The organism is Paraburkholderia sp. CHISQ3 (assembly GCF_030464945.1).
Lineage (GTDB): Bacteria > Pseudomonadota > Gammaproteobacteria > Burkholderiales > Burkholderiaceae > Paraburkholderia > Paraburkholderia megapolitana.
In genome coordinates, this window is sequence record NZ_JALPRG010000020.1 from 21878 (window position 1) to 47365 (window position 25488).

18 protein-coding genes and 1 riboswitch are annotated in these 25488 nt (G+C 61.1%); of the genes, 12 read left to right on the top strand and 6 right to left on the bottom strand.

Annotated elements, in window-relative coordinates:
• Positions 1-125: 125 nt before the first annotated feature.
• Both M0D65_RS32315 and M0D65_RS32320 read right to left on the bottom strand, forming a co-directional pair.
• On the bottom strand, positions 126-1661 hold the full coding sequence (locus M0D65_RS32315; RefSeq protein WP_266256091.1) for a fumarate hydratase: 1536 nt from the start codon (positions 1659-1661) through the stop codon (positions 126-128).
• Positions 1662-1728: 67 nt separating this feature from the next.
• Positions 1729-2328, bottom strand: coding sequence for a TIGR00645 family protein (locus M0D65_RS32320; RefSeq protein WP_091019095.1), 600 nt, complete (start codon positions 2326-2328; stop codon positions 1729-1731).
• A gap of 588 nt (positions 2329-2916) precedes the next feature.
• Here M0D65_RS32320 and acs point away from each other — a divergent pair.
• The 3 genes from acs to M0D65_RS32335 all read left to right on the top strand — a co-directional run bounded on the left by acs (position 2917) and on the right by M0D65_RS32335 (position 7454).
• Positions 2917-4899, top strand: a complete 1983-nt coding sequence (gene acs / locus M0D65_RS32325; protein ID WP_266256092.1) for an acetate--CoA ligase — start codon at positions 2917-2919, stop codon at positions 4897-4899.
• 187 nt (positions 4900-5086) lie between these two features.
• Positions 5087-5431 (top strand): DUF4212 domain-containing protein, encoded by a 345-nt coding sequence (locus tag M0D65_RS32330; protein ID WP_266256093.1) that lies wholly within the window; start codon positions 5087-5089, stop codon positions 5429-5431.
• A gap of 4 nt (positions 5432-5435) precedes the next feature.
• Positions 5436-7454: a sodium:solute symporter family protein gene (locus M0D65_RS32335; RefSeq protein ID WP_266256094.1), complete on the top strand. Its 2019-nt coding sequence runs from the start codon at positions 5436-5438 to the stop codon at positions 7452-7454.
• A 65-nt stretch (positions 7455-7519) separates the two neighbouring features.
• On the opposite strand, the gene M0D65_RS32340 is transcribed toward M0D65_RS32335, so the two are convergent.
• The 4 genes from M0D65_RS32340 to M0D65_RS32355 all read right to left on the bottom strand — a co-directional run bounded on the left by M0D65_RS32340 (position 7520) and on the right by M0D65_RS32355 (position 11756).
• A complete protein-coding gene (locus tag M0D65_RS32340; RefSeq protein WP_091019084.1) occupies positions 7520-7912 on the bottom strand; it encodes an ecotin precursor in 393 nt (130 codons plus the stop codon).
• 120 nt (positions 7913-8032) lie between these two features.
• Positions 8033-9856 (bottom strand): type VI secretion system baseplate subunit TssF, encoded by a 1824-nt coding sequence (gene tssF, locus M0D65_RS32345; protein WP_266256095.1) that lies wholly within the window; start codon positions 9854-9856, stop codon positions 8033-8035.
• Between the two features lie 31 nt (positions 9857-9887).
• The gene (locus M0D65_RS32350; protein ID WP_266256096.1) at positions 9888-10655 is read right to left on the bottom strand and encodes a hypothetical protein; all 768 of its coding nucleotides are present in this window, start codon (positions 10653-10655) and stop codon (positions 9888-9890) included.
• 21 nt (positions 10656-10676) lie between these two features.
• Entirely contained in the window at positions 10677-11756 is a 1080-nt protein-coding gene (locus tag M0D65_RS32355; RefSeq protein WP_091019078.1) for a hypothetical protein, read from the bottom strand.
• Between the two features lie 247 nt (positions 11757-12003).
• Between M0D65_RS32355 and M0D65_RS32360 the strand changes: the two genes are divergently transcribed.
• From M0D65_RS32360 to M0D65_RS32400, 9 genes are all read left to right on the top strand, one after another.
• Positions 12004-13926, top strand: a complete 1923-nt coding sequence (locus M0D65_RS32360; protein ID WP_266256097.1) for a type VI secretion system tip protein VgrG — start codon at positions 12004-12006, stop codon at positions 13924-13926.
• Between the two features lie 44 nt (positions 13927-13970).
• A complete protein-coding gene (locus tag M0D65_RS32365; RefSeq protein WP_266256098.1) occupies positions 13971-14402 on the top strand; it encodes a DcrB-related protein in 432 nt (143 codons plus the stop codon).
• Between the two features lie 91 nt (positions 14403-14493).
• Positions 14494-18888: an RHS repeat-associated core domain-containing protein gene (locus M0D65_RS32370; RefSeq protein ID WP_266256099.1), complete on the top strand. Its 4395-nt coding sequence runs from the start codon at positions 14494-14496 to the stop codon at positions 18886-18888.
• Between the two features lie 7 nt (positions 18889-18895).
• Positions 18896-19195, top strand: coding sequence for a hypothetical protein (locus M0D65_RS32375; protein WP_266256100.1), 300 nt, complete (start codon positions 18896-18898; stop codon positions 19193-19195).
• Between the two features lie 169 nt (positions 19196-19364).
• Positions 19365-20789, top strand: a complete 1425-nt coding sequence (locus M0D65_RS32380) for a DUF1800 family protein (protein WP_266256101.1) — start codon at positions 19365-19367, stop codon at positions 20787-20789.
• A 15-nt stretch (positions 20790-20804) separates the two neighbouring features.
• Positions 20805-21953, top strand: a complete 1149-nt coding sequence (locus M0D65_RS32385) for a DUF1501 domain-containing protein (protein ID WP_266256102.1) — start codon at positions 20805-20807, stop codon at positions 21951-21953.
• 39 nt (positions 21954-21992) lie between these two features.
• Positions 21993-22078: riboswitch (ZMP/ZTP riboswitch) on the top strand.
• A 167-nt stretch (positions 22079-22245) separates the two neighbouring features.
• Positions 22246-23094 (top strand): tetrahydrofolate dehydrogenase/cyclohydrolase catalytic domain-containing protein, encoded by an 849-nt coding sequence (locus tag M0D65_RS32390; RefSeq protein WP_266256103.1) that lies wholly within the window; start codon positions 22246-22248, stop codon positions 23092-23094.
• Between the two features lie 16 nt (positions 23095-23110).
• Positions 23111-23554 carry a GNAT family N-acetyltransferase gene (locus tag M0D65_RS32395; RefSeq protein ID WP_266256104.1) on the top strand — a complete coding sequence of 148 codons (444 nt, stop codon included), beginning with the start codon at positions 23111-23113 and terminating at the stop codon, positions 23552-23554.
• Between the two features lie 322 nt (positions 23555-23876).
• Entirely contained in the window at positions 23877-25175 is a 1299-nt protein-coding gene (locus M0D65_RS32400) for a hypothetical protein (RefSeq protein WP_266256105.1), read from the top strand.
• Positions 25176-25488: the final 313 nt, after the last annotated feature.

Genomic DNA, 25488 nt, shown 5'->3' on the forward strand with positions numbered 1-25488 from the left:
TCTTTCGTACATGATTCTCAATTGGCTTCTCAATTCGAATACGTATGGCGAGCGCTCTTTGAAACAAAAAAGCCGGGACGTGTGGTCCCGGCTTTGCATGCTGGCGTTTGCAGTAGCAGTGCGATTTATGCGGTCGCGACCGGGATCTTGCCGATCTTCGCCTGCCATTCTTTCGGGCCCGTCTGATGCACCGACGTACCGGTTGAATCGACGGCGACTGTGACCGGCATGTCCTGCACGTCGAACTCGTAGATCGCTTCCATGCCGAGGTCTTCGAACGCGAGCACCTTCGCTTCGCGAATCGCTTTCGATACGAGGTAGGCCGCACCACCCACCGCCATCAGATACGCAGCCTTGTGCTTCTTGATCGCCTCGATGGCGACCGGTCCGCGTTCGGCCTTGCCGATCATCGAAATCAAACCGGTCTGCGCGAGCATCGTCTCGGTGAACTTGTCCATCCGCGTGGCGGTGGTCGGACCCGCGGGACCGACCACTTCGTCACGCACCGGGTCGACCGGTCCGACGTAATAGATCACGCGGTTCGTGAAATCGACGGGCAGCTTCTCGCCCTTCGCGAGCATGTCGGCGATGCGCTTGTGCGCAGCGTCGCGACCGGTGAGCATCTTGCCCGACAGTAGCAGTGTCTGGCCCGGCTTCCAGCTTGCGACTTCTGCCGGCGTTAGCGTATTGAGGTCGACGCGCTGACTGGTTTCGGTATTCGGTTGCCACTGAACTTTCGGCCATGCGTCGAGCGGCGGCGCTTCGAGCTTCGCAGCACCGCTGCCGTCGAGCGTGAAGTGCGCGTGGCGCGTCGCCGCGCAGTTCGGGATGATTGCGATCGGTTTGCTCGCGGCGTGCGTCGGCGCAGCCAGGATCTTCACGTCGAGCACAGTTGCGAGACCGCCAAGCCCCTGCGCACCGATGCCGAGCGCATTGACCTTCTCATGCAGTTCGATACGCAGCTCTTCGATCCAGTCCTGCGGACCGCGCGCAATGATCTCCTGGATGTCGATCGGGTCCATCAGCGATTCCTTCGCCATCACCATCGCTTTCTCAGCAGTACCGCCGATGCCGATTCCAAGCATGCCCGGCGGGCACCAGCCGGCGCCCATCGTCGGCACGGTTTTGAGCACCCAGTCGACGATCGAATCGGACGGATTGAGCATCGCGAACTTCGACTTGTTTTCCGAGCCACCGCCCTTTGCCGCAACCTGCACATCGACCTTGTCGCCAGGCACGATCTCGTAGTGGATGACTGCGGGCGTGTTGTCCTTCGTGTTCTTGCGGCCACCTTCGGGCGGGCTCACGATCGACGCGCGCAGCACGTTGTCCGGATTCAGGTAACCGCGACGTACACCTTCGTTGATCATGTCGGTGACGCCCATCGTCGCGCTGCCGTCTTCGCTGGCCCAGCGCACGTCCATGCCGATCTTCACGAACACTGTGACGATGCCCGTGTCCTGACAGATCGGCCGATGGCCTTCCGCGCACATGCGGCTGTTGGTCAGGATCTGCGCGATCGCGTCTTTGGCGGCGACGCTCTCTTCGAGTTCGTATGCGCGACCGAGCGCCTGGATGTAATCGAGCGGATGGTAGTAGCTGATGTACTGCAGCGAATCCGCGATGCTCTGGATCAGATCTTCCTGTTTGATGACGGTCATGGCTGGCTCTGTGGGGAAGGGAAATCTTGTAGGTATATGGGTGAAACGGGTGTTGCCTCAGCTCAACTTAGTCTGGCGCGGGTGCCGACATGGGCACCGGATGGCGCGCAGCAAGTTCCTGATAGTGCTCGGGATGCGTGTGCGTGGTGAGGCGGTCGATCCAGGCCATCACCAGTGCGGACATGAGGAACGCGATGTGGATCAACACCTGCCACATGATCGCGTGCTCCGTGTGCTGGTCCGGGTTGATGAAAGTTTTCAGCAGATGAATCGACGAGATGCTGATCAGCGCCATCGAGAGCTTCACTTTCAGCACGCCGGCGTTCACGTGGTCGAGCCATTCGGGCTCGTCGGGATGGCCTTCGAGGCCGAGCCGCGACACAAAAGTTTCGTACCCGCCGATGATCACCATGATCAGCAGGTTCGAGATCATCACCACGTCGATCAGGCCGAGTACGACGAGCATGATGTTGGTCTCGTCGAGTGTCATCGATGCGCTGACGAGATGCCACACTTCCTTCAGGAACAGCACGACATATACGCCTTGCGCGACGATCAGGCCGAGGTAGAGCGGCACCTGGAGCCAGCGGCTCATGAAGATGAGAGCGGGCAACGGGCGCATCGAACGACGGCGTGGGCCGGAAGGGCTGGGGCGTGCAGCGGACATAGGGCGGTGTCGGTAGTGAGAGCGGGGTGGCGGCAAGCCGCGACGAGTCATGCTGGGCGCGCTGCGTCGAGCGTTGATGGGGCCGCAGCCTTTATGGCAGCGGCCGGCCGTCAAGCGACGCAACGCAAGCGCAGAGCGCACCGGGCGCGTTATTGTACAGCGTCGCCGGTTCGAGCCGCGGCGGCGCGGGCACGTGCCGCGGAGGCTGCCGCGGTCGTCGAGGCGCCCTGGACGCGCGAGGCACCGTGCAGTGCGATTCAAGCTGGAGTCCGGGCGGCCAGTTCAGTTAACATGGCAGACGCGATTGTAAAAACACCTGTGGAAACGAAAGCGGGCACACGGCCCGCACGCCCGATGCGAAATCCACGCAGTGCGTGCAACGCGGCCCGAACCGTGCGTAAGTGGCCGGTAAGTTGCAACGTCTATCGTATGGGCGCATATCGCGGGATGGTGCGTTGCCGCACCGGCCCTGCAACGGTTGGGACACAGGCGCCGCAGCGCGGCGGCGCTATGACGATACGGCGCGTCACGGGCTGCACAGGCGCGCCGGCACAGATTGACGGTTTCATCTTCACCAAGGGGTAGTCGATGTCTGCGATTGAATCTGTTCTTCAGGAACACCGTGTGTTTCCGCCGCCGGCCGCTGCCGTCGCGCAGGCGACGGTGTCCGGCATGGATGCGTACCGGGCGCTCGCCGCCGAAGCGGAACGCGATTACGAAGGTTTCTGGGCGCGTCTCGCGCGCGAAACGCTCAGCTGGAAGAAGCCGTTCACGAAGGTGCTCGACGAATCGAACGCACCGTTTTACACGTGGTTCGAGGACGGCGACCTGAACGCGTCGTACAACAGCCTCGATCGTCACGTGGAAGCCGGCAACGGTGCGCGCGTCGCGGTGATCTTCGAAGCCGACGACGGTACGGTTACCCGCGTCACCTATCAGGACCTGCTGCAGCGCGTATGCCGCTTCGCCAATGCGCTGAAGAAGCGCGGTGTGAAGAAGGGCGATCGTGTCGTGATCTACATGCCGATGTCGGTGGAAGGCATCGTCGCGATGCAGGCCTGCGCGCGGATCGGTGCGACGCATTCGGTGGTGTTCGGCGGATTCTCGTCGAAGTCGCTGAACGAGCGGCTAGTCGATGTCGGCGCAGTTGCGCTCGTTACGTCCGACGAACAGATGCGCGGCGGCAAGGCACTGCCGCTGAAAAACATCGCCGACGAAGCGCTCGCGATGGGCGGCTGCGAGGCGGTGCATAGCGTCGTCGTGTACCGGCGCACCGGCGGCAAGATCGCGTGGCACGAAGGGCGCGACCTGTGGATGCACGAGGTCGTCGCGAACGAAGCCGACAGTTGCGCACCCGAGTGGGTCAGCGCCGAGCATCCGCTCTTCATCCTTTATACGTCGGGTTCCACCGGCAAGCCGAAGGGCGTGCAGCACAGCACCGGCGGTTATCTGCTGTGGGCCGCGCAGACCATGAAGTGGACCTTCGACTGGAAGCCGGACGACGTCTTCTGGTGTACCGCCGATATCGGCTGGATCACGGGTCACAGCTATATCGCATACGGTCCACTCACACTCGGCGCGACCCAGGTCGTGTTCGAAGGCGTGCCGACGTATCCGAACGCGGGCCGCTTCTGGGACATGATCGCGAAGCACAAGGTCACGCTGTTCTATACGGCGCCCACAGCGATCCGTTCGCTGATCAAGGCATCCGAAGCGGACAGCAAAGCGCATCCTAAGAGCTACGATCTGAGCTCGCTGCGCATCATCGGCACGGTCGGCGAACCGATCAATCCGGAAGCGTGGATGTGGTACCACGAGAACGTCGGCGGCGGTCGCTGTCCGATCGTCGACACCTGGTGGCAGACTGAAACCGGCGGCCACATGATCACGCCGCTACCGGGCGCCACGCCGCTCGTGCCGGGTTCGTGCACGCTGCCGCTGCCGGGCATCATGGCGGCGATCGTCGACGAGACCGGCCAGGACGTGCCGAACGGGCAGGGCGGCATTCTCGTCATCAAGCGGCCGTGGCCGGCGATGCTGCGCACCGTCTGGGGCGACCCGGAGCGCTTCAAGAAGAGCTACTTCCCGGAAGAACTGGGCGGCAAGCTGTATCTCGCCGGCGACGGCAGCGTGCGCGACAAGGTCACCGGCTACTTCACGATCATGGGTCGCATCGACGACGTGCTCAACGTGTCCGGCCACCGGCTCGGCACGATGGAGATCGAATCGGCGCTCGTGGCCAATCCGATCGTCGCGGAAGCGGCGGTAGTGGGTCGTCCCGACGATACGACCGGTGAAGCCGTGTGCGCGTTCGTGGTGCTCAAACGGTCGCGCCCGGAGGGCGAGGAAGCCGTGAAGATCGCCAACGAGCTGCGCGCGTGGGTGGCCAAAGAGATCGGCCCGATCGCAAAACCGAAGGACATCCGCTTCGGCGACAACCTGCCGAAAACCCGTTCGGGCAAGATCATGCGCCGGCTGCTGCGCTCGCTCGCGAAGGGTGAAGCGATCACGCAGGATATCTCGACGCTCGAAAACCCGGCCATCCTCGACCAGCTCGGCGAAGTGCGCTGACGCTTGCCTGGCACCTCGCGGTACTCGCGAGGGTTAGATAGAAGACGGCGTGTCGCAAGACGCGCCGTCTTTTTTTTGAACCACCGGCTTGCGAACGAGCCGCCATAACGCATACGTTCGACAGCACCGCCATGAGACCAACGACAATCCCGATTGCCTGCGCGAGCGCTTTTTGTTAAACAGGCGCATGACCGCGCCACACCACTCTCCCTCGTCGTCGAATCCATTGCCCGACCCGCCGCCGGTGTCGGTGGCGATGGCGCGTGCGCATCGCCGCTACTGGCGTTTCAATCTCGCCTTGATCGCCGTACTGATGACGCTCGGCCTCAGCGTGTCGTTCATCGTGCCGCTCGTCGCGCGCAGTCTCATGCAGGTTCGCTTTGCCGGTTTCCGCCTGCCGTTCTATATCGGCGCGCAAGGGGCGATCCTCGCCTACCTCGCGCTGATCGCTATCTACATCGTGCTGATGCAGCGCGCCGATCGCACGTTGCAGAACACACTCGACGCGGAAAACACCGCGCGCGGCAACTGAGCCGATGAAGCTCGCGCACCGGCTGGCCCGCTCCTACACGATCTACACGTTTGGCTTCCTGTTCTTCATCTTCGTGATGTGGCGCATCGAGCGCTCGACGGGACCGGGCATGTGGATCGGCTACGTGTTCCTGTTCGTACCGATCGCGGTGTATGCGGTGATCGGTCTGCTCTCGCGCACTTCCGATCTGGTCGAGTACTACGTCGCCGGGCGGCGCGTGCCGTCGGTATTCAATGGCATGGCGACCGCAGCGGACTGGCTGTCGGCGGCGTCGTTCATCGGCCTTGCCGGTTCGCTGTACGCGACGGGCTACGACGGCCTTGCGTACATGATGGGCTGGACCGGCGGGTATTGCCTCGTCGCATTTCTGCTCGCGCCGTATGTGCGCAAGCTCGCGCGCTATACGATCGCCGACTTCCTCGGCACGCGCTTTTCGAGCAATCTCGTGCGCGGCCTTGCGGCGCTCGCGGCGATCCTCTGTTCGTTCGTCTATCTGGTCGCGCAGATTCAGGGCGTCGGGCTGATCGCGACGCGCTTCATCGGTGTCGACTTCGCAGTGGGGATTTTCTGCGGGCTTGCGGGCATTCTCGTGTGTTCGTTTCTCGGCGGCATGCGCGCGGTGACCTGGACGCAGGTTGCGCAGTACATCATCCTGATCGCGGCGATCCTGATTCCGGTGTCGATGATCGCGCACAAGGATGGCCTCGGCTGGGTGCCGCAATTCAGCTATGGACGGTTGATGGCGCGCGTCGAAACACTCGAGCGCGAGGTGCGTGCGTCGCCGCAGGAGCAGACGGTACGCGATGCCTACAGGCAGAACGCCGCGCAGATCCAGCAGCGGCTCGACACGCTGCCGCAATCGTTTGTCGACGAGCGGCAAAAGCTCACCGACAAGATCGCGGATCTGCGACGACACAATGGACCGCTGCGCGAAATCAGCGAACGCGAACGTGAGCTCGTCGCGTTTCCAGCCGATACGGCGAGCGCGCGGATCGTCTGGACCCGGCAACGCGACGACATGCTCGTGCGTGCCTCCGCACCGGTGCCGATGCACGAACCGTTTCCCGCGGCGAGCGACAGCGAGCGGCGCATCCACGAGCGTAATTTCCTGTCGCTGCTGCTGTGTCTGTCGCTCGGCACCGCGAGCCTGCCGCACATCCTGACGCGCTACAACACCACGACGTCGGTGGCTTCCGCGCGGCGCTCGGTGGGCTGGACGCTGTTCTTCGTCGCGTTGTTCTATCTGACGGTGCCCGTGCTCGCGGTGCTGATCAAGTTCGAAATTCTGACGAACCTCGTCGGCCACCGGTTCGCCGATCTACCGCAGTGGGTGTCGCAATGGCAGAGGGTCGAGCCGCATCTGATCTCGATTCTCCATCCGGATGGCGACGGCATCGTGCGCTGGAGCGAGATCCAGATGCAGCCCGACATGGTCGTGCTGGCGGCACCCGAGATTGCCGGGCTGCCTTATGTGATGTCGGGGCTGATTGCGGCGGGTGCGCTGGCGGCGGCGCTGTCCACCGCGGATGGTCTGTTGCTGACGATCGCCAACGCGCTTTCGCACGATGTCTACTATCACATGGTCGATCCGGCGGCATCGAGCCAGCGGCGCGTGACGATCTCGAAGATCCTGTTGCTTGGGGTGGCGTTGTTTGCGTCGTACGTGGCGTCGCTCAATACCGGCAATATCCTGTTTCTGGTCGGCGCGGCATTTTCGCTGGCGGCATCGAGCCTGTTTCCGGTGCTCGTGCTCGGCGTGTTCTGGAAGCGCACGACCCGGCTCGGGGCGGTGGCGGGGATGGTGGCGGGACTCGCGGTGTGCCTGTATTACATCGTTTCGACGTATCCGTTCTTTACCCAACTGACCGGCTTCACAGGCGCACGATGGTTCGGCATCGAGCCGATCAGCGCGGGGGTGTTCGGTGTGCCGGCGGGGTTCGTTGCGGCGATTGTCGTGAGTCTCGTCGATCGCAAGCCGGATGCGTATACGCGGGCGCTGGTCGACTATATCCGGCATCCGTAGCGGATCGGCCGGACCGGATGGTTGTGCGCGTCGCCGTCAACTATTGAGCGGGACGCGCATTGCCATTACCAGCCCGGTTGGGCCGGCGCGTAGCCATATTGACCACCCGGCGCGCCACAGGCGACATACGCACCCTGATACCGATCGTAACAATATCCCGGCGGCGGACCGTTGTAGGCAGGGGCCTGCTGGTAGACCGGTTGCGGGTAAGCGGGCTGCGCATACTCCGGTTGCTGATACTCAGGCTGCTGGTACGCCGGTTGCGCGTACACAGGTTGTTGCGGGTACGCCGGCGTTGCATAGACCGGCGTCGGATTCAGGGCGGAACTGACGACGGCGCCCAGCACGGCCCCGCCAATCAACGCACCGACGATAGCCCCGCTACGGTCATGAGCGGAGGCTTGTCCGGCGGCAGTCAGACTGCCGGCCATCAGTAATACCGCTGCAATTTTTCGCATTTTGTTTCTCCACGGTCCCGAATGTTCGGGAGCACGGTACGGATTGTGGATGTCGGCGGCTGAAATAGATGCAGCAAGTGGTAACCACTCGTTACGGTGTAACAGGGCGCGCCGGGGCGTTCACAGCACGGCCGTCATGCCTTGCCGGGCTTCGCAGCGAGCGATTTCCGTATCTGTCGAGCTGGAGATCACGACTAGTTGCACGAAGCTGTTCTGATGCGCATACGGCGCAAAGAGCTGATCCATCACGCTGACGAAGGTCGCGAGACTGACACCGACGAACGCGGCTTCATCGAGTGTGAGACGCACTTCGATACCGCGTACGAAGGTCGGCAGCGGCTTGATCGGCATCCACTTCATGCTGGCGCGGTAATCGAGCCCGACAATCCCGTCGATGACGCGCGCAACCGACGGCGCCCCCGCACCGACATGCTGATGCAGCAACGCCTTGAGCCCGGCGAGCCCGAACGAGAACAGATTCGGCGTGAGTTGCGCCACGAGCCGCCACAGCGCCTGGTTTCTACGCGGCAGCCGCGCGGTGACGCTCGGGCTGCGCAGCATCGAGATGATGCAGGCAAACGATGCGTCTTCATTGAGCAGATCGCCGCCCGGCGCACCGAACGACATACCCGCGGGCAGATCGCGATTGGTGCAGGTCAGCTCGATACCGAGCTGCGTGGCAAACGAAGCGGGCGCGCCGTCCATGCGGACCAGCGCGATCTCGGTTTCGTAACCCGGGCGCTGTCGCGCGACCCACCGGTCGCGATGCGAGATCCAGTAGAGCCCCAACGGGTTCGCGTGCTCGATGTGCTGCAACGAACGATACGGCGGGATCACGGTGATGGTCTTGCCGGTCGGTTTCTGTTCGGTGACATGCACCGAATCGATCGAATGTATTTCGGTGTTCGAGACGCGTAGCGTTTGCGGGATCACCGGATACGACACGGTCGCGCTTGCGACGCGGATCGGTTGCGCCTCGCGTTTGAACAGGTTGACGATGGGTGTGCAGAACAGCTTCAGATGGCTCGCATTCAGCATCTCGAGCCAGCGTGCGACGGGTGAATCGGTAGGCGTGCCGGTGACGGCCAGATGCAGCGTGAGCTTGCGGCACGGTCCCGCGGCGCGCATCAGTTGCGCGAGCGCGATATCGACAAACTGGAACTTGTCCGGGAAAGCGAAGAATTCGAACAGCAGCCGCAGCGCCCCGGAAGCACCCGCGGGCGCATCGAGCAGCGCATCGTGTTCCGCGAGACCGACGGCTTCGAGTGGAACGCGCCCGAGCGGCTTCCACACGCCGCGATTGTCCGCCTCGACGAAGGCGGCGGTCGTGCGCATCAGCAAGGTATCGGCGAGCGCCGAGACGAACGGCTGCTCGCCGCCTAGATGAACCCGCAGTGTTTCGGCGCGTGAGGCCGGCGTGAATTCGCCGGACTCGATGGGCGGCTCGAATGTGATCGAGATCAAACCGGTCGTGGCCGCGGGCAGGCGCGCGCTGGACGGGGCAATCGCGGTGACCGAGTAGCGCGCCTGGGTCAGCCGCAACGTCAGGACCGTAACGTCGTACACCGTGCTGAAACGGCACTCGCCGTTGCGCGCTTCGAGCATCGCGCCGCGCGCGACCGTCACGGCTTCGGTTAGCTGGCTCGCGCGCGGATCGGCGGCGAACTGGGCGATCGAACACGATGGAATGGCGCGCAGATACTGCGGATACAGCATCTCCAGCAACGCCTCGGTGAACTCCGGATACTCGTCTTCGATCCGCGTATCGATGCGCGCGCTGAGCAGCGCGAACGACTCCACCATCCGTTCGACGTGCGGATCGTCCGAGCGCTCGCCCGACAGCGCGATGCGCGCGGCGATCTTCGGGTTGCGGCCCGCGAAGTCGCGTGCATAGCGCCTTAGCAGCGCCAGTTCGCGTTCATAGAAAGGAAGTAGTTCTTCCATGGTCCAGTCGCTGCCTCGATGCTCGGGGGAATCAGCGGGAAGGCCGCGTTGCCTGCCGCAGCCGTGGGTTTAGCAGCCGGGCGAGACCTGACGTCGCGCGCTCGCGCTGCAATTCATCGACGTTATCGAACGCGAAACGTGTGTTGCGCTGCTTTTCCGCGTGCCTGACTTCGGCGATGGAAACGAAGTAGACCATCATGTACCGCAGAAAGATGACAGGCGAGAGAATCACGACGAGCAGGGCGGTTGTCTGGAACATGTCTTTTCCATGTGGTCCGATCGTGGCACCGGCTACGGCGACTGCCGCGACGCCCAGCGCGGCGCCGATGCCGGCAAGGGTGCGAGACGTGCCACCGCTCGATGCGCGGGCACGGACGATGCGCCTGACCCGATCGTTCTCGACGACGAGCGTGGGACTCGACAGCGTCGCGGCGAAGTCGCGCCAGTGCGCACGGCGCTCGCGATTGAAGGACAGCAGATACACCGCGCTCAACAGGATCAGATAGCCGGCTGCCGCGATCCATATCGTACGAACCGGCAGCGCGGCGATTTCCGCCACCGTTTCGAGCAGGGCCAGCGCGAAGAGACAGAAGGTTACGCGCATCAGGATACCGATGCCCGTGTGATAGGCGGTATAGCTCGTCGCGAAGAATGCCGCGAATACGCAGAAGGCGAGCGATGCAGCGAGCATCACGGGCAGCAGCCACAGCAACGGTGGGAAGCTTGCAGCAAGCATGGCGCCCGCAACGAGGTTGCACGCGAACATGCCGAACGGCATCCGGACCAGAATTCTTTCCATGTATACGGTCTACCAGTGGGCCTACCAGTAATGTCCGGCCGCGAGCTTGTCCCACGAATCGCCGATGGCTTTGCCGAAGTGACGCGACGTGAACACCTGAACGGCCAGACCGACGCCGAAACCGACGGCGAGCACCGCGAGCACGGGGACTTCGACGGGCGCACCGACCACGAGCGCCACCGCACCCGGCAGGATCGCGCCGGCGCCCCAGCCGGCCAGCCAGCCGGCTGCGTTGGCGGGCTGATTATGCGCCTCGAGGCTCGCGAACTGATGCAGATTGTCGGCATCGATCGCGTCGAAGATTGCCTGTGGTCCGAGCGCGAGCAGTCCGCCCACACCGACGCCCGTGACGCGACCGCCGATCGTTCGGCCGAAGCCTTCGAGGCTCAGTGCGTTGCGGGCCTCGAGTGCCTCGAGCGCGGCCTGGCGATAGGCGGGGATGCGCACCACGTTGGCCGCTGCACGCCCTCTGATGACATAGCCGGCCGCCTGTTTGCCGGCCGGAATTTCAAAGGCCCATTTGCCGTCGACCTGCACCAGCTTCAACATGCCACCGAGTTTCTTCTGGGCCGACTTGATGCCCTGGTTGCCGCCTTTTCTTGCCCACTGCAACAGCTTTTGTCGCGCAGGCTCGGGAATGTCGAGCAGATCCGATGTTTTGGCCTTCTGGATCAACGAGGCTACGGCACCCGCACCGGTTGCCGTCGTCGCGCTGATATTGCTGGGTGCATAAAACGCATTGAGAATGTCGCCGGTCAGACCGGGGACGCTTTGCGCTTCTTTATACAACTGGCCAAACTCGGTTTTACCGAGCGTATCCTCGACTTCGCGTAAAGCACGCTGCAGTTTCAGGAAATCGCTGGCGCGTTCTTCGGGTGTCAGCGTGTCGTCGTATTTCAGCTCGGCAATCAGATAACGGCAGACGGAAACCGAATCTGCCGGATACAGACCGCCCATATCGACGAGCACCGGCATCACGTCGGAACCCGCGCAACTGCTGGCCCCGAGCCCCGGAATGAACGACGGGCCGAGCTGCCCGGGCAGTCCGATCAGCGGGCTGGGATTATCAGCCGAGCACACGAAAAAATCGGTGTCACTCATTGTGGTCCTGTTGAGTTGTTTGTCACACAGGAAAATATTTCCTGGCTTATGCGAGGGATCTCATTGGCCACGGAAATTTTTTCGTCATCGTTCTTAAACCATTGCTTCGTTAGGACGTTAAATCTTCTACCGCTGACTCGTTTTACCGATGTGAACAATATATTCGCCGGGCAGATTTGTCAGTACTACTTTCAAGACCGCCCATATTGTATGTGTCTGCCCGGCAGGCATGAACCGAGGGAGCGCCATGCAGATGTCCGATTTATCCAGCATTGTTGGGCTGCAAAACAGCCGGTTGTTTACGCTCAACACGCCGCTGTCGGGGCGCTCCCAACTCCTTGTCAACGACTTCAGCTGTAGCGACGAACTCTCCCAGCTTTACCGGATGGAGCTTGGCCTGGTGTCGCAGGACCCGAGCATCCAGCTGAAACAGTTGATCGCCCAGCAGGTTTGCGTCGAACTGCAGGTGACGGACGGATCGACGCGCTACTTCAACGGTTATGTCACACGCTTCATTCATCTTGGCACCGACGGCGGACTGGCAACCTATTCGGCCAGCGTACGCCCGTGGCTATGGATGCTAGGAAGACGTTTCGACACGCGGATTTTCCAGGACAAAAACGTCGAGGACATTCTGAGCGACGTCTTTTCGCAGTACTCGAAGCTCGCTTCGTATGAGTTTCGCCTGCGCAAGGAGCTGAAGCCGTATAGCTATTGCACGCAGTACCGCGAATCGGATCTGAATTTCGTGCGCCGTTTGCTCGAACAGGAAGGCCTCTATTTCTTCTTCGAACATACGAAGGACGGCCACAAGCTGATCGTCACCGACGACTCGCAGAGCGCGAAGGCGATCGACGGCGCGGCGTCGCTGCGCTATGCGACGCGCGAAATGCTCGACGACGAGAACGTCGTGACGAGCTGGCGCGCGGACCGGCAACTCGAGTCGGGCCGCGTCAGCATGAAAACGTTCGACTACAAGGCACCCGGTGCGCGCCGCTACGTGTCGGCGGATACGACGACCAACCAGGGCGATGCCGAACGCTACGAGATCTACGACTACGTGGGGTTGCACGGTTTCGATTCGACGGACCGCGGCGAAGAGCTGACGAAGTTCCGGCTCGAAGCGCTCGAAGCGTCGGAGAAAGTGTTTATCGGCGAGAGCAATTGCCGCACGCTCGCACCGGGACGATATTTCGAACTGACCGGCCACTACGATCATGACTCGTCGGATCAGGACGACAACCAGTTCCTGATTCTGTCGGTGAGCCACCACGGTACGAACAACTATCAGTCGCACGACGGTACCGCGACGTATTCGAACAGCTTCGTGTGCATTCGCAAGAAGATTCCGTTCAGACCGACATTGGCGGCGCCACGGCCGATGATCGCCGGGCCGCAGACGGCGATCGTGGTCGGGCCGAAGGGCGAAGAGATTTATACGGACGCGATGGGCCGCGTGAAGCTGCAGTTCCACTGGGACCGGCTTGGGCAGCGCGATCAGCGCAGCTCGTGCTGGATTCGGGTGGGGCAGCCGTGGGCGAGTGGCGGCTTTGGCGCGATCCAGATTCCGCGGGTTGGAGATGAGGTGATCGTGTCGTTTCTGGATGGGAATCCCGATCGGCCGATCGTGATCTCGAGCGTGTTTAATTCGCAGAACATGCCGCCGTGGAAGCTGCCCGATAACGCGACGCAGAGCGGGATGTTGTCGCGCTCGATGAAGGGCGGTTCCGGGAACGCGAATGCGATCCGGTTCGAGGACAAGCAGGGTGAGGAAGAACTCTGGCTGCAGGCCGAGAGGGATATGCGGACGGAGGTGGAGAACGATGAGATGCACATCGTCACTCACGACCATCGTTGGGCTGTCGGCAACGATCACACGCTCAACGTCAAGCATGACCATGTGTCCAATACCGGCAACGACCAGACGGTTTGCGTCGGCAACGGGTTCTCGGTCACGGTCGGTGGATTGCCGGCCGGCGATGCGCCGCCGCCGCCCATTCCCGCGGGAAACTATCTGTTGAACGTTACCGAGCAGGTGGTGATCCAGTGCGGCAAGTCGAGTATCACGATGACCAAGGACGGCGTCATCAGACTCGAGGGTGTGCAGATCGTCGAGCACGCATCGGAATACTTCCTGATGCAGGGCAAGAAGATCGATCTGAATCCGTAGAGCATTGATACCTGAGCGCCGCTCCTTAATTCCCGACCAAAGTCATGAAATATCTCACTCAAGAATGCAGTTTCGACATTCCTTCGCTGAATGACGATCGTACGGTCAACGTGTTGACGCTGACTCATCCGGAAACGCACGGTACCTTCCAGATCGTAGTGAGTCGCGATCAGTTGATTGGTGGCGAGGACCTGAGCCGATGTATGCAACGGCAGATCGGATTGATGACACGTCACGTCACCGCTTTCAAGGAGATCGCACGCCGACAGGTTGAAATCGGTACGCCGGGTTCGCCGGCGCTGGAACTGGAAAGCACGTTTCGTCAATCGGGCTCGACGTTTCACCAGATCCAGGCGATGACCGTGATCGATGCACCGAGGCTGCTCGTCATTACGCTATCGAGCCAGACGCCGCTGACGGATGCGCATCGCGAGGCCTGGCAGCAACTGCTCGCAAGCTATAGCGCGAACGGTTAATGGGCGCCGCGTATCCGCGAGTCTGACAAACGCGCGTTGCACGCAAATGTTGGCTGGCTTTCTCCAACGATGAACTCGGACTGATCTCACCATGTCACTCCTCGCTGCCGCCCGGGTGCAGGACACCTTCACTCACACTTCGCTGCTGGGGCAGTTGCTCAAAGTCGTGGCTACTGTCGGTGCCGGCTTGCTGGTCGGTCTCGCCATTGGCGCGGCTGCGGCGTTTATTGTCGGAACGGGCGGGCTGGGGGCCGTGATACTTACCGCGGTTGTGGGCGCGGTGATTTCCCATGTCGTCAATGACATCACGAAGGAAGCGACCGGGTCGGACTCTCTGGAAGGTTATCTATCGGAGAAAGCGGGGGAGCTGATCGACAGCCTGATTCCTGGCAACGTGAAGGGCAGCATTGCTACGGGGTCCACCGATGTTTTCGTGAACAGCCTCGGCGCTGCACGTGCCGCAGGCGTGCCGGCGCCGCCGCTGCCGCCAGGTGTCGAACCTCAATCCATCGCCGATATGTTCACGCCGGTCGATCAGGACATGGTGGCGTGCCAGAACCATCCGACGCCGAAGGGCGAGTATCTGGCCGAGGGATCGGCGAGCGTTTTTATCAATGGCAGGCCGGCGTCGCGGATCAAGGATTCGACAACCTGTGAAGGCAAGATCAACACCGGGTCGACTAACGTCAGCATAGGCGGCGAGCGGTTGCGCGTGCGTGAGGTGACGAGCGAGATGCCACCGTGGCTCGCGACGATTGCGAAATATGCGGGGCTGGCGATTGCGATATGCCAGGCGTTGAAGGGCGAAGGATCGCTGCTCAGCAAGCTCGCCTGCTTCGGGATGAACTTCGCGATCAACGTGGCGGCCGACAAGCTCGTCGGTGCGGCGATGTCGGGGCGGATGGGGAATCCGGTGCATATGCCGACGGGCGCGAAGATCCTCGACGGCAATGAAGATCTGGATTTTGTGCTGGACGCGCCGGTGCCGATTGTGTGGCAGCGGTTCTATTCCAGTCTCGATCCACGTACGGAGCGGCCGCTTGGTCGTGGGTGGAACTTGCCGTATGCGGTTGAACTGCAACTGGGGGTGGGAAAAGAACATCCGCATCTGTGGATCGACGCGCAAGGACGACGTACGCCGGTTCCGGATCTGCAACCGGGGCAAAAGTATTTCAACCGGAGCGAAGGGCTGACGTTCGCGTGTACCGACGGCGGCCACTGGATGATCGAGCAGGCTGACGGTACCTGTTTCGATTTCGGTATGCCGCAACCGGATGTGCCTGTGCAGATACTGAGTCCCGTTGTGTTCGAGGATCGCAACGCGAACCGGCTGTACTTTTACTACGACGGACAAGGCCGTCTGAACGAACTGACGACGATCGCAGGCCATCGCGTGCAGATCGAATACGACGGACTGCATCAGGGGCGGATGTCGCGTGTGATGTTGCATGCGGGTGGCACGACTGAGTGCCTCGTGAGCTACACGTATTCTGAGCGTGGGCAGCTTGCGAGCGTGTCCGATGGTGAAGGCTGCGAGCGGCGGCGCTTCGATTACGACGCGGCGGGTCGTATGACCATGCACCGGTTACCGGGTGGAAAGACAGCGTATTACGCGTGGGAAGAGTTCGACCGTGAAGAGCTGGCGGAAGAAAGTGGTCTGATCGACAAGGAGGCGCGTGTCGTCGAACACTGGACGGATGATGGTGAGCGCTATCGGTTCACGTACGACTTTGTGCAGCAGACGACACGGGTAACCGATCATCTTGGCCGCACCCAGCAGTGCGAGTGGAACGCGGATTACCTGGTGACTGCGCATACCAATGCGATTGGACACACCTGGCGCTTCGACTGGAATGCGGAGCGTGGGCTGGCCGGATTTACGGAACCGAACGGTGCTACGACGCGGCTGCGTTATGACGATGAGCGCGGGCTGCCTACTGAGCTGACCAATGCGCTCGATCAGACGACGCGGTTCACGTGGCATCCGCTATGGATGGATCTGGAAAAGAAGACCCTGGCGGATGGACGGCAATGGCAGTTCGAGTTCGACATGCGCGGCAATGTAGTTGCCGGGATCGATCCGCTTGGACAACGTACGGAATTTAGACTCAATCGCTACGGCCGTCCGGTGGCGATCGTGGATGCGCGCGGCGGGATCGTGCAGTTTGGGTGGGATCGACATCAGCGGATGATTGCGCGCACGGATTGTTCGGGCATCACGACACACGCCGAATACGACGCACGTGGCCGGATGAGCGCGCTGACCGATGCGTTGGGCAACACGACGCGTTATCGATTCGACGGCCGAGACCGTGTGGTCGACGTGCTCGGTCCAGATGGAAGCGAGCAGCGCCACCGCTGGGCGGCGACCGATGAGTTGGCGTCCTTTACCGATGGAAGCGGGCATACCACTGCGTACGCGTTCGATTCGACGGGACGCGTGGTGTCGAGGACCGACGCGAACGGTCATCAGGTCAACCTCGAGTACGACGCGGCAGGGAACCTGCGCACGCTTCGTAACGAGTTGCGCGACAGTTACCGGTTCTCTTACGACGAGGCTGATCGTCTCGTCGAACAGATTGCGCCGGACGGTGTACGCGTGGAGTACCAGCGCGATGCAAAGGGTATTCCAGTAGTTGTGAGGCAAGCGGCCGGCACGTCCGAGCAGATTACGATCGAGCTTGAACGCGATGCGCTGGGACGCCTGACAGCGAAGCGTACGCCGGAGACCGTGACCACATATACCTACGACGAGACTGGACGCGTGAAGGGTGTCGCTCGCACGCATCTCGATGGCCATCCGGTGGATACGGTGACGTTCACCTACGACGGGTTAGACCGGCTTGTGGGCGAAACGGTGGAAGCAATCGACGAGGATGGGCAAACCACGATTACCGAGCTCGCTCACGAACACGATGCGTTGGGCAACCGTACCGGCACAACGTTGCCGAATGGTCGGGCAGTTGACTGGCTGTATTACGGCAGTGGTCATTTGCATCAGATCAGTTCGAATGGTGAAACGGTCTGCGATTTCGAGCGCGATCAACTGCATCGAGAGGTAAGCCGGACGCAAGGAAAGCAAACGCTGGCAATGGCGTATGACAGTCTGTCGCGGAAGGTAGCTCAATGGATCGGCGATGCGCAGCATGCACCCGGCTCATGGGCGGCGTTCGGATCTCACCAGGATGCGTTACGAAAGGCGTTCGCATATGACCGAAGTGGCGAATTGACCGGCCGTATTGACCCGTTGAGTGGTGACCTGGCCTATCGTTACGATCCGGCCGGACGACTACTCGAGAGCAGTGTCATGTCCGGTAGTGCGCAGACAGGTGCGCCCGGCGTTCTGGCTGAGCAGTTTGCATACGATGCTGCATCGAATCTGCGACCACACGGGCAACCCGCCCGTGTGGAGGGCAACCGTCTGCTAATGAGCGGCGATCGACGATATCGCTATGATGCGCACGGACGACTCATCGAGAAATTGACGGGCGGTCACACCGTACAACATCTGAAGTACAACACGGAGCATCAGCTTGTCGAGGTGAGTACGCAACGGCGTGGAGCGGAACAGACCGTACGCTTCAGCTATGACGTCCTCGGCCGACGGACCGCAAAGCGCGATACGTTTGGAACGACACGTTTTGTCTGGGATGGCATGCGTCTCGTGCAGGAGCGGCGCGGACATCAAACCGTGACATATCTGTACGATGGCGACGGCTACGTGCCGCTGGCGCGGATCGATGCGGTCAACGACGACAGCCATTGGCTATGGCGTCTTTACCACGAGGGAGAAAGAGGCGAGCCGCAGGTCGAGGCGAAACCCGGTGCCAGGATCTACTATTTCCATACGAACACGAGTGGCGCGCCTGAGGAGTTGACGAGCACCGAAGGGCAGGTCGTATGGAGAACACGCTATCGAGCGTGGGGGAACACGGTGTTGCAGGAGTATGCGCAGGAGTTTCAGGCCAATCCTGTGGGCGACGTGATGCAGCCGCTGCCGCAGACGTTGCGATTGCAAGGACAGTATGAGGACCTGGAGACAGGGTTTTGCTACAGCACGTTTAGATACTATGATCCGGATGCAGGGCGGTTTATCACGCCTGATCCGATTGGACTGGCGGGCGGGCTTAATCAGTACCAGTACGCGCCAAATCCCCTCAACTGGATCGATCCGTGGGGATTGTCGTGTGATCTTACTGAGAACAGAAAGGAGCACATTCTCAATCGCCACAAGTATGGTGCGGGAAAACCTGGAAAGACGGAGTTCCCCTCTCATTGGAGTGAGGATGATATTTTGACGCATGCGTCGGATGTCGCTACTGATCCGAACTCTACTTTCGGTGTTGGGAAATGGAATTCTCCTTACGCAATAGGCACTCGGGACGGAGTTGATATACGAGTAGATTTTTATCCTCCGACGCATCCTACCAATGCCGGGAAGATATCGACCGCATATCCGATCAACGTACCCCCCAATCCGCCATGAGGAATTTATGAAAGATAGTGAGATTGATTACGTTCTTGTCAAGGAGAAGCTTCTATCCGTTCTCGATAGGTACAAAGACGTGCTGGATGGTGAAACCCTCGATTCAGTGGAGCATTTTATTGCGCACGATGAATACGAGATGGCCTACGAGGGATTATTTATCGAGCTGATGAAAGTTCATTTCAACCCGTCTGACATTGACATGAACATCTATTTGAAAATTGGGGAAATCCTCAATTTGGACAAGGAAAGTATCTTTGATAGTGAATTTTGGGTGCATCTTACTGAATATGTGAAAGGCGTCTAGCAACGTCTGAAGATTGATGCTGGATAACTACGCCATCGGGTCAAGGTACTCGAAAAGCTTGAGCACCCGATAGTCACCAAACCGAATCCCTTCACAAAAACCCGCCCGCACCGACGGAAATCCTCCCACCGCGCGTTTAACCCCAACACGCACCCCGGAAGGACCCGTCATGACCCTGACCCCTGCGGCAATCGCGCTGAACCGGTTCGGACTTGGCGCCCGCCCGGAAGACACTGCGCCGAGCGACCCACATGCGTGGCTCGCTGCGCAGTTCGACGCATACCAGCCGCTGCCGTCCGCATGGGCGAACCAACCGACGAGCGTCACGCTAGCCACCGACGCCGCCCAGCAACGCCAGCAATTCACCGCACCCGCGCAGCAGCAGCCAACAGACGCCGCGACAGCTGCAAGCGCCACACAAACCGCCCGCCGCTCACTAGCCAAGATGCTGCGCGTCGAAGCCCGAACCACTTACCGCGACGCCGTAACCGCACGCATCTCAAGCGCACTGACCACGCCGACCCCGTTCATCGAACGCCTCGTACATTTCTGGTCGAACCACTTCGCCGTATCGGTGGATAAAGGCCAGGTCGCCGAATTTGCCGGCGCATTCGAAGTCGAAGCGATCCGCCCGCATGTACTGGGCCGCTTCGAGGACATGCTGATAGCGGTTGAGCGTCATCCCGCGATGCAGCTCTTCCTCGATCAGACACGCTCAATTGGCCCCGACAGCACCGCCGCGATGCGCGCGGAGCAGCGCGACCCCGAACATAAACGCGGTCTGAACGAAAACCTTGCACGCGAGATCATGGAACTGCACACGCTAGGCGTGCGCAGCGGCTACACCCAGGCGGACGTCACGGAATTTGCGCGCGCACTCACTGGCTGGAGCATCGCCACCGCGCGAGGGCCGCGTCCGGATGCAGCACCGCCTGGCAGTTTCATATTCCGCGCAGCGTTGCACGAACCCGGACCGCGCGTCGTACTCGGTCGACGCTACGACGAACCGGGTGAAGACCAGGCTCAGGCCATTCTCAAAGACCTCGCGGGTTCGCACGCGTGTGCAATGCACATCGCCGGCAAGCTCGCCTGTCACTTCGTCGCGGACACGCCGCCGCCTCACGTGGTGACGCATCTTGCGAACGCATTCGAGCGCAGCGGCGGCGATCTGCCGACCGTGTATCGCGCGTTGCTCGATACACCGGAAGCGTGGTCACCCGCGCCGACGAAGTTCAAAACACCTTGGGAATGGGCCGTATCGTCACTACGCGGCTTAGGCTGGCGCGACACCGGTAATCTGCAGGCCGCGCCTCTTCTCGCGCAGCTCGGCGAGCCGGTATGGCGTCCCGGATCGCCCGCCGGCTACGACGACATCGCCGCGAGCTGGGCCGCGCCCGACGCGCTGGTGCGCCGTGTCGAACTCGCGCAGCGACTCGCTGCGCGCACCGGCGACACACTCGACCCCAACACGCTCGGCGACATGCTGCTGCCGGGCTCGATCAGCGAGGCCACCCGAAGCGCCGTGGCGCGAGCGGAAAGTACGTCCACCGCGCTCGCACTGCTTCTGGTGTCGCCTGACTTTCAGCGCAGATGAGAAAGGAGAACGATCATGATGTCGCGCCGTAGTTTCATCCGTTGTGCTGCCGCAGGTGCGGGCGCGATCCTCGTGTCGCCGCACATCGCGTTCGCGAGTGCGCGTACCGAGCGGCGCTTCGTCTTCGTGATCCAGCGCGGCGCGGCCGATGGCCTCAACATCGTCGTGCCGTATGCGGAGCCGGCGTACGCGACGCTGCGTGGCGCGCTTGCCATCGATCCAGCAGCAGCGATCAAACTCGACGGTACGTTTGCGCTGCACCCGTCGCTGGTGGAAACCGCGAAGATGTACACCGCGCAGCAGGCGCTCTTCGTTCACGCGGTGGCTTCGCCGTATCGCGATCGGTCACACTTCGACGGCCAGAACGTGCTCGAAACCGGCGGCAACGCGCCGTATAGCGTCAAGGACGGCTGGTTGAACCGGCTTGCTCAACTGCTGCCGCCCGCACGCGATACGGCCATCGCGTTTGCGCCGACCGTACCGATGGCATTGAGAGGTCCCGCCGATGTCGCGTCCTACGCGCCGTCCGCGTTGCCAGCTGCGCCCGACGATCTGCTGACACGCGTCGCGCAACTGTACGAGCAGGACGCGCAACTGCGTCCGTTGTGGGAATCGGCGATGACTGCACGCGGCCTTGCGAGCGATGCCGGTGCGCGTCAGGACCCCGCAAGCGTCGGCCGGCTCGCAGCGGGTTTTCTGTCGCGCGAAGACGGTCCGCGCATCGCGATGATCGAGACCGGCGGCTGGGACACGCACAGCGCGCAGACGCCTCGTCTTGCCGCGCAACTCAAGGCGCTCGATACGATGCTCGCCGCGCTGCGCGATGGGCTGGGCACGCACTGGGACGACACGACTGTGCTGGTCGCAACCGAGTTCGGGCGTACCGCTGCGGCAAACGGTACCGGCGGCACCGATCACGGCACGGGATCGGTGGCGATGTTGCTGGGCGGCAGTGTCACAGGCGGGCGCGTGCTCGCCGACTGGCCCGGACTGCGGCCTGCCGATCTCTATCAGTCGCGCGACCTGAAGCCGACCATGGCGCTCGACGCATTGATCGCAGGTGCTGCGAGCGAGAGCATGAAGCTCGACCCTCAACGCACAGCAATCGCGCTGTTCGGCACGACGAATGCGCCGCGCGCGACCTCCGGTCTTGTGCGCGTTTGAATGACGCACACCTTGCGTCGCAGAGACTGAAGTAAAATGGCGCCTCTACGTGACTGGCGAAGAACGAAGATGGATCGCCATCGGGAAGCGTAGACGCCGCAACGCCGTTCGCCTGGGCATCTTGATCGTTCTCACCGGGACATCCGACGATGCTTGCACACACATCCATTCTCGTTCTACCGCCCGTGCCGGATCAGGCACATCGGCATTCGTTTCCACTTTACTCAGCCTGGCACGCAAGTGTTCCACGTTGGTGGACACGCGTGCCCGCAGTCATGCAGGGAGAAAACCGATGAGCCTGCTACTCGACGGCAAGACGGTCGCCGCCTCGTATGAAAAGGAGTTGTCCGGACGCGTGACTGCTCTCAAGGCAAGAAATGGCGGCCAGACACCCATACTCGCCACCATCCTGGTGGGCGACGATCCGGCATCGGCGACTTACGTCGCGATGAAGGGCAACGCATGCCGGCGCGTCGGTATGGACTCGAGCGCGATCAGGTTGTCAGCCAGTGCAACGACGGCCGATGTGCTCGCCGAAATCGACCGGCTCAATGCGGACCCGACCGTGCACGGCATCTTGCTCCAGCATCCGGTACCCGCGCATGTGGACGAACGTCTGTGCTTCGACAGGATATCGATTGCCAAGGATGTGGATGGTGTGACCAGTCACGGTTTTGGCTTGATGGCCCTCGGCGAGCCCGCATTCGGATCTGCAACACCCGCTGGAATCATGCGTTTGCTCGCGCACTACGAGATCGACGTCGCGGGCAAGCGCGCTGTAGTCGTTGGACGCAGTCCCATTCTTGGCAAACCGATGGCGTTCATGTTGTCGAATGCAAACGCAACGGTAACGCTATGTCATTCGAAAACCATGAACCTCGAGGCGGAAATCCGGCGCGCGCAAATCGTCGTCGGTGCGGTAGGCAAGCCGAAGTTCATTCGTAGCGAATGGATCAGCGACGGCGCGATCGTGATTGACGCCGGCTATCATCCTGGAGGCATCGGCGATATCGATCTCGACGGTTTGATGGAGCGGTGCGCTGCTGTGACGCCAGTGCCTGGCGGAGTAGGGCCGATGACTATTTCCACGCTGATCGCGCAAACTGTCAGTGCCGCCGAGCGCGCGTACCCGGTTGCATGATTCGAGGCTATTCGAAATGACGATCAAGGTTCGTCGCGCCATCCCCGAGGACTGGCCGGCATTGAGGCAACTATTTTTGCAGGGACGTCGTGAGGCTTTTGAATGGCAAGCGCCAGAAAAATTTGCGCTTGAGGACTTCGACGAACAGACACAAGGTGAATTGCTGCTGATCGCTGAAGACGAATCGTCGCATCCTGTCGGCTTCATTTCGGTCTGGGAGGAAGATAGCTTCATTCACCATCTGTACGTGGCGCGAAGCCATCATCGCAAAGGAGTCGGCAGGGCGCTTCTACGCGCGTTGCCACGTTGGCCAACCTTGCGCTACCGGTTGAAGTGTCTCGTGCTCAACACATCGGCACTCGCGTTTTACCGCGCATGTCGCTTCACTGAGATCGGCTCGGGCACGTCGGAGGATGGAGACTACGTGCTCCTGAAATCGCACGACGCGCGTAACGGTTGATGCTGCGCGAGGCGTTTGACGTGCCTGACTGGGCATAAGCGTGTCACATGCTTCGTGTGTAGTTCTGCCATCGTACCGGGTCTACACGCTGATCGTCGATTCATCAGAGTGGAGTTGTGTACGTCACGAAGAGAGGTGCCATATGTCTTCGCGTTCTATGACGCGCCATGTTTTCGCGATCGGTTTGATATTTGCGCTGCTTACGCTGAGTGAGTCTGCGTCGTCGGTACCTGTAGCGATGGCGGCGGACCAGATCGCCTGTACGCGATGTATCAACATCCGTGTCGGGGTTCCGCGAGTAGTGCGCGGCCCGGCAGCAAATATGGCCGATAACCACTTCACGGAAATCGCACTGCCCAACAGACAGTTTCGCGGTTTCGACGCGCACAACGATACCCGCGCAATCGATGGTCGCGATCCGGCCGATATGGGTGGTCCCGAACGCACTGTCATGGGGCCGGGCAAACCTTCAAGCTACGATTCGTGCGGGCGGTGGCTGGATCATGCGGAAATCGATCGAGCAACGACGCTCGGCTTCGTGCATGCGGAAACTGCCTGTGACTATGCAATCGGGCAGACCCACATGTCGATGGCAGCGGCCGTCTCGAACGACGGCGGCCTGACATGGCACGACCTCGGACAGATCATCACCGGTACCGATGCTCCCACTGCACGCAAAAACACCGGTGAAGGTGATTGCACTGTTGCGAACGGTCAGGATGGATACCGCTACGCTTACTGCTTTCGCCCGAGAGATGGCGGCCTGATCGTTGCGCGCTCGCCTGTCTCTAAGCCGGGTCCGGGGCACTGGACGAAGTTCTTCCAGGGGAGTTGGGACCAACCTGGGCTGGGTGGCGATGCGACACGGCTGGCGGGTGGGTCGGGTGTCAGCGTGGCGTGGTGGACGACCGGGCACGAATTCGTGTTGACGGGGTGGGTAAAGGGCGGATTGGGGCTCTTCCTCACCATCGACCACACGACGCTTGTACCATTGCCCGAGCCGCTGTTAGTCGTCGACCCCGGACAGTGGGCACGACCCGCACCATCGGAGCTGATCTTTTATCCGGTGCTGCTCGACGCAGGAAATGGGAGCAATCAGTTGTCGAACAGGTGGATGCTCGTCTACGCCTATATTCCACCGGATGCTGACGGAAACCAGAAGTACCTTGTGTTTCGCGACGTGACTGTGTCGCCTGTCAGCGATGTGACGGGGCCTCATGTAGGTGTGCAGCTCGCGCGCTGGTATGCACCGACGTTACATGATCGCTGGTCGACAACGGCGGCGGTTCCAGCTAAAGAGAATGTCTACACACTCGAAACTACGTCCGGTTACTTGATGACGACTGCACCAGGCCGAGTGGCGTCTGTGGAACTCGAAGATTGCGTCAGTCAGCGTCCCGGTCATCCCGATCATCTGCTTGCAGAAAAAGGCTTTTGCGAGGCGCACGCCTATCAGCGGCTTCGTACAGCAGGTTGGGTCTACGCACAGTCCGCACCGAATGCGATTCCGCTTTATCGTTGCTATGACGCGCGTATGCAGTCGCACTTTGCGTCCAATACCCCAGATTGCGAAAAGCTCGGTGCTGCTGAACGTCTGCTTGGTTATGCGTTGAAGCAGTGAGTGCGCTGACACTCAGTTGCTCGACGTTTCTCATCTTAGCTGCTGAGCATGAGATGGAAAATGCATAGGTTGCCTCAACACAGCAGATAACCCGCGCGACGTTTGCAGTCTTCACGAGAAAACATTCAATCGATCCACGGTGCATCCCTGTAACGGGCGAGGCGATATAAATTGCGGACGTGGTGCTAAAGGTCACACTGCATTCGGTCTACATATTTCGCTATGCGTACTATTGCATGCATCTGACGGTTCGTATTCGTGCATCAATTTTCGCGTCAGGGGCATTGCGAAAATACGTGTCAACCATCCTCAA

What these genes read in the sequence shown, in the direction of transcription:
- M0D65_RS32315 (WP_266256091.1), bottom strand. Translation starts at nt 1,661, where the DNA reads ATGACCGTCATCAAACAGGAAGATCTGATCCAGAGCATCGCGGATTCG.
- M0D65_RS32320 (WP_091019095.1), bottom strand. Translation starts at nt 2,328, where the DNA reads ATGTCCGCTGCACGCCCCAGCCCTTCCGGCCCACGCCGTCGTTCGATG.
- acs (WP_266256092.1), top strand. Translation starts at nt 2,917, where the DNA reads ATGTCTGCGATTGAATCTGTTCTTCAGGAACACCGTGTGTTTCCGCCG.
- M0D65_RS32330 (WP_266256093.1), top strand. Translation starts at nt 5,087, where the DNA reads ATGACCGCGCCACACCACTCTCCCTCGTCGTCGAATCCATTGCCCGAC.
- M0D65_RS32335 (WP_266256094.1), top strand. Translation starts at nt 5,436, where the DNA reads ATGAAGCTCGCGCACCGGCTGGCCCGCTCCTACACGATCTACACGTTT.
- M0D65_RS32340 (WP_091019084.1), bottom strand. Translation starts at nt 7,912, where the DNA reads ATGCGAAAAATTGCAGCGGTATTACTGATGGCCGGCAGTCTGACTGCC.
- tssF (WP_266256095.1), bottom strand. Translation starts at nt 9,856, where the DNA reads ATGGAAGAACTACTTCCTTTCTATGAACGCGAACTGGCGCTGCTAAGG.
- M0D65_RS32350 (WP_266256096.1), bottom strand. Translation starts at nt 10,655, where the DNA reads ATGGAAAGAATTCTGGTCCGGATGCCGTTCGGCATGTTCGCGTGCAAC.
- M0D65_RS32355 (WP_091019078.1), bottom strand. Translation starts at nt 11,756, where the DNA reads ATGAGTGACACCGATTTTTTCGTGTGCTCGGCTGATAATCCCAGCCCG.
- M0D65_RS32360 (WP_266256097.1), top strand. Translation starts at nt 12,004, where the DNA reads ATGCAGATGTCCGATTTATCCAGCATTGTTGGGCTGCAAAACAGCCGG.
- M0D65_RS32365 (WP_266256098.1), top strand. Translation starts at nt 13,971, where the DNA reads ATGAAATATCTCACTCAAGAATGCAGTTTCGACATTCCTTCGCTGAAT.
- M0D65_RS32370 (WP_266256099.1), top strand. Translation starts at nt 14,494, where the DNA reads ATGTCACTCCTCGCTGCCGCCCGGGTGCAGGACACCTTCACTCACACT.
- M0D65_RS32375 (WP_266256100.1), top strand. Translation starts at nt 18,896, where the DNA reads ATGAAAGATAGTGAGATTGATTACGTTCTTGTCAAGGAGAAGCTTCTA.
- M0D65_RS32380 (WP_266256101.1), top strand. Translation starts at nt 19,365, where the DNA reads ATGACCCTGACCCCTGCGGCAATCGCGCTGAACCGGTTCGGACTTGGC.
- M0D65_RS32385 (WP_266256102.1), top strand. Translation starts at nt 20,805, where the DNA reads ATGATGTCGCGCCGTAGTTTCATCCGTTGTGCTGCCGCAGGTGCGGGC.
- M0D65_RS32390 (WP_266256103.1), top strand. Translation starts at nt 22,246, where the DNA reads ATGAGCCTGCTACTCGACGGCAAGACGGTCGCCGCCTCGTATGAAAAG.
- M0D65_RS32395 (WP_266256104.1), top strand. Translation starts at nt 23,111, where the DNA reads ATGACGATCAAGGTTCGTCGCGCCATCCCCGAGGACTGGCCGGCATTG.
- M0D65_RS32400 (WP_266256105.1), top strand. Translation starts at nt 23,877, where the DNA reads ATGGCCGATAACCACTTCACGGAAATCGCACTGCCCAACAGACAGTTT.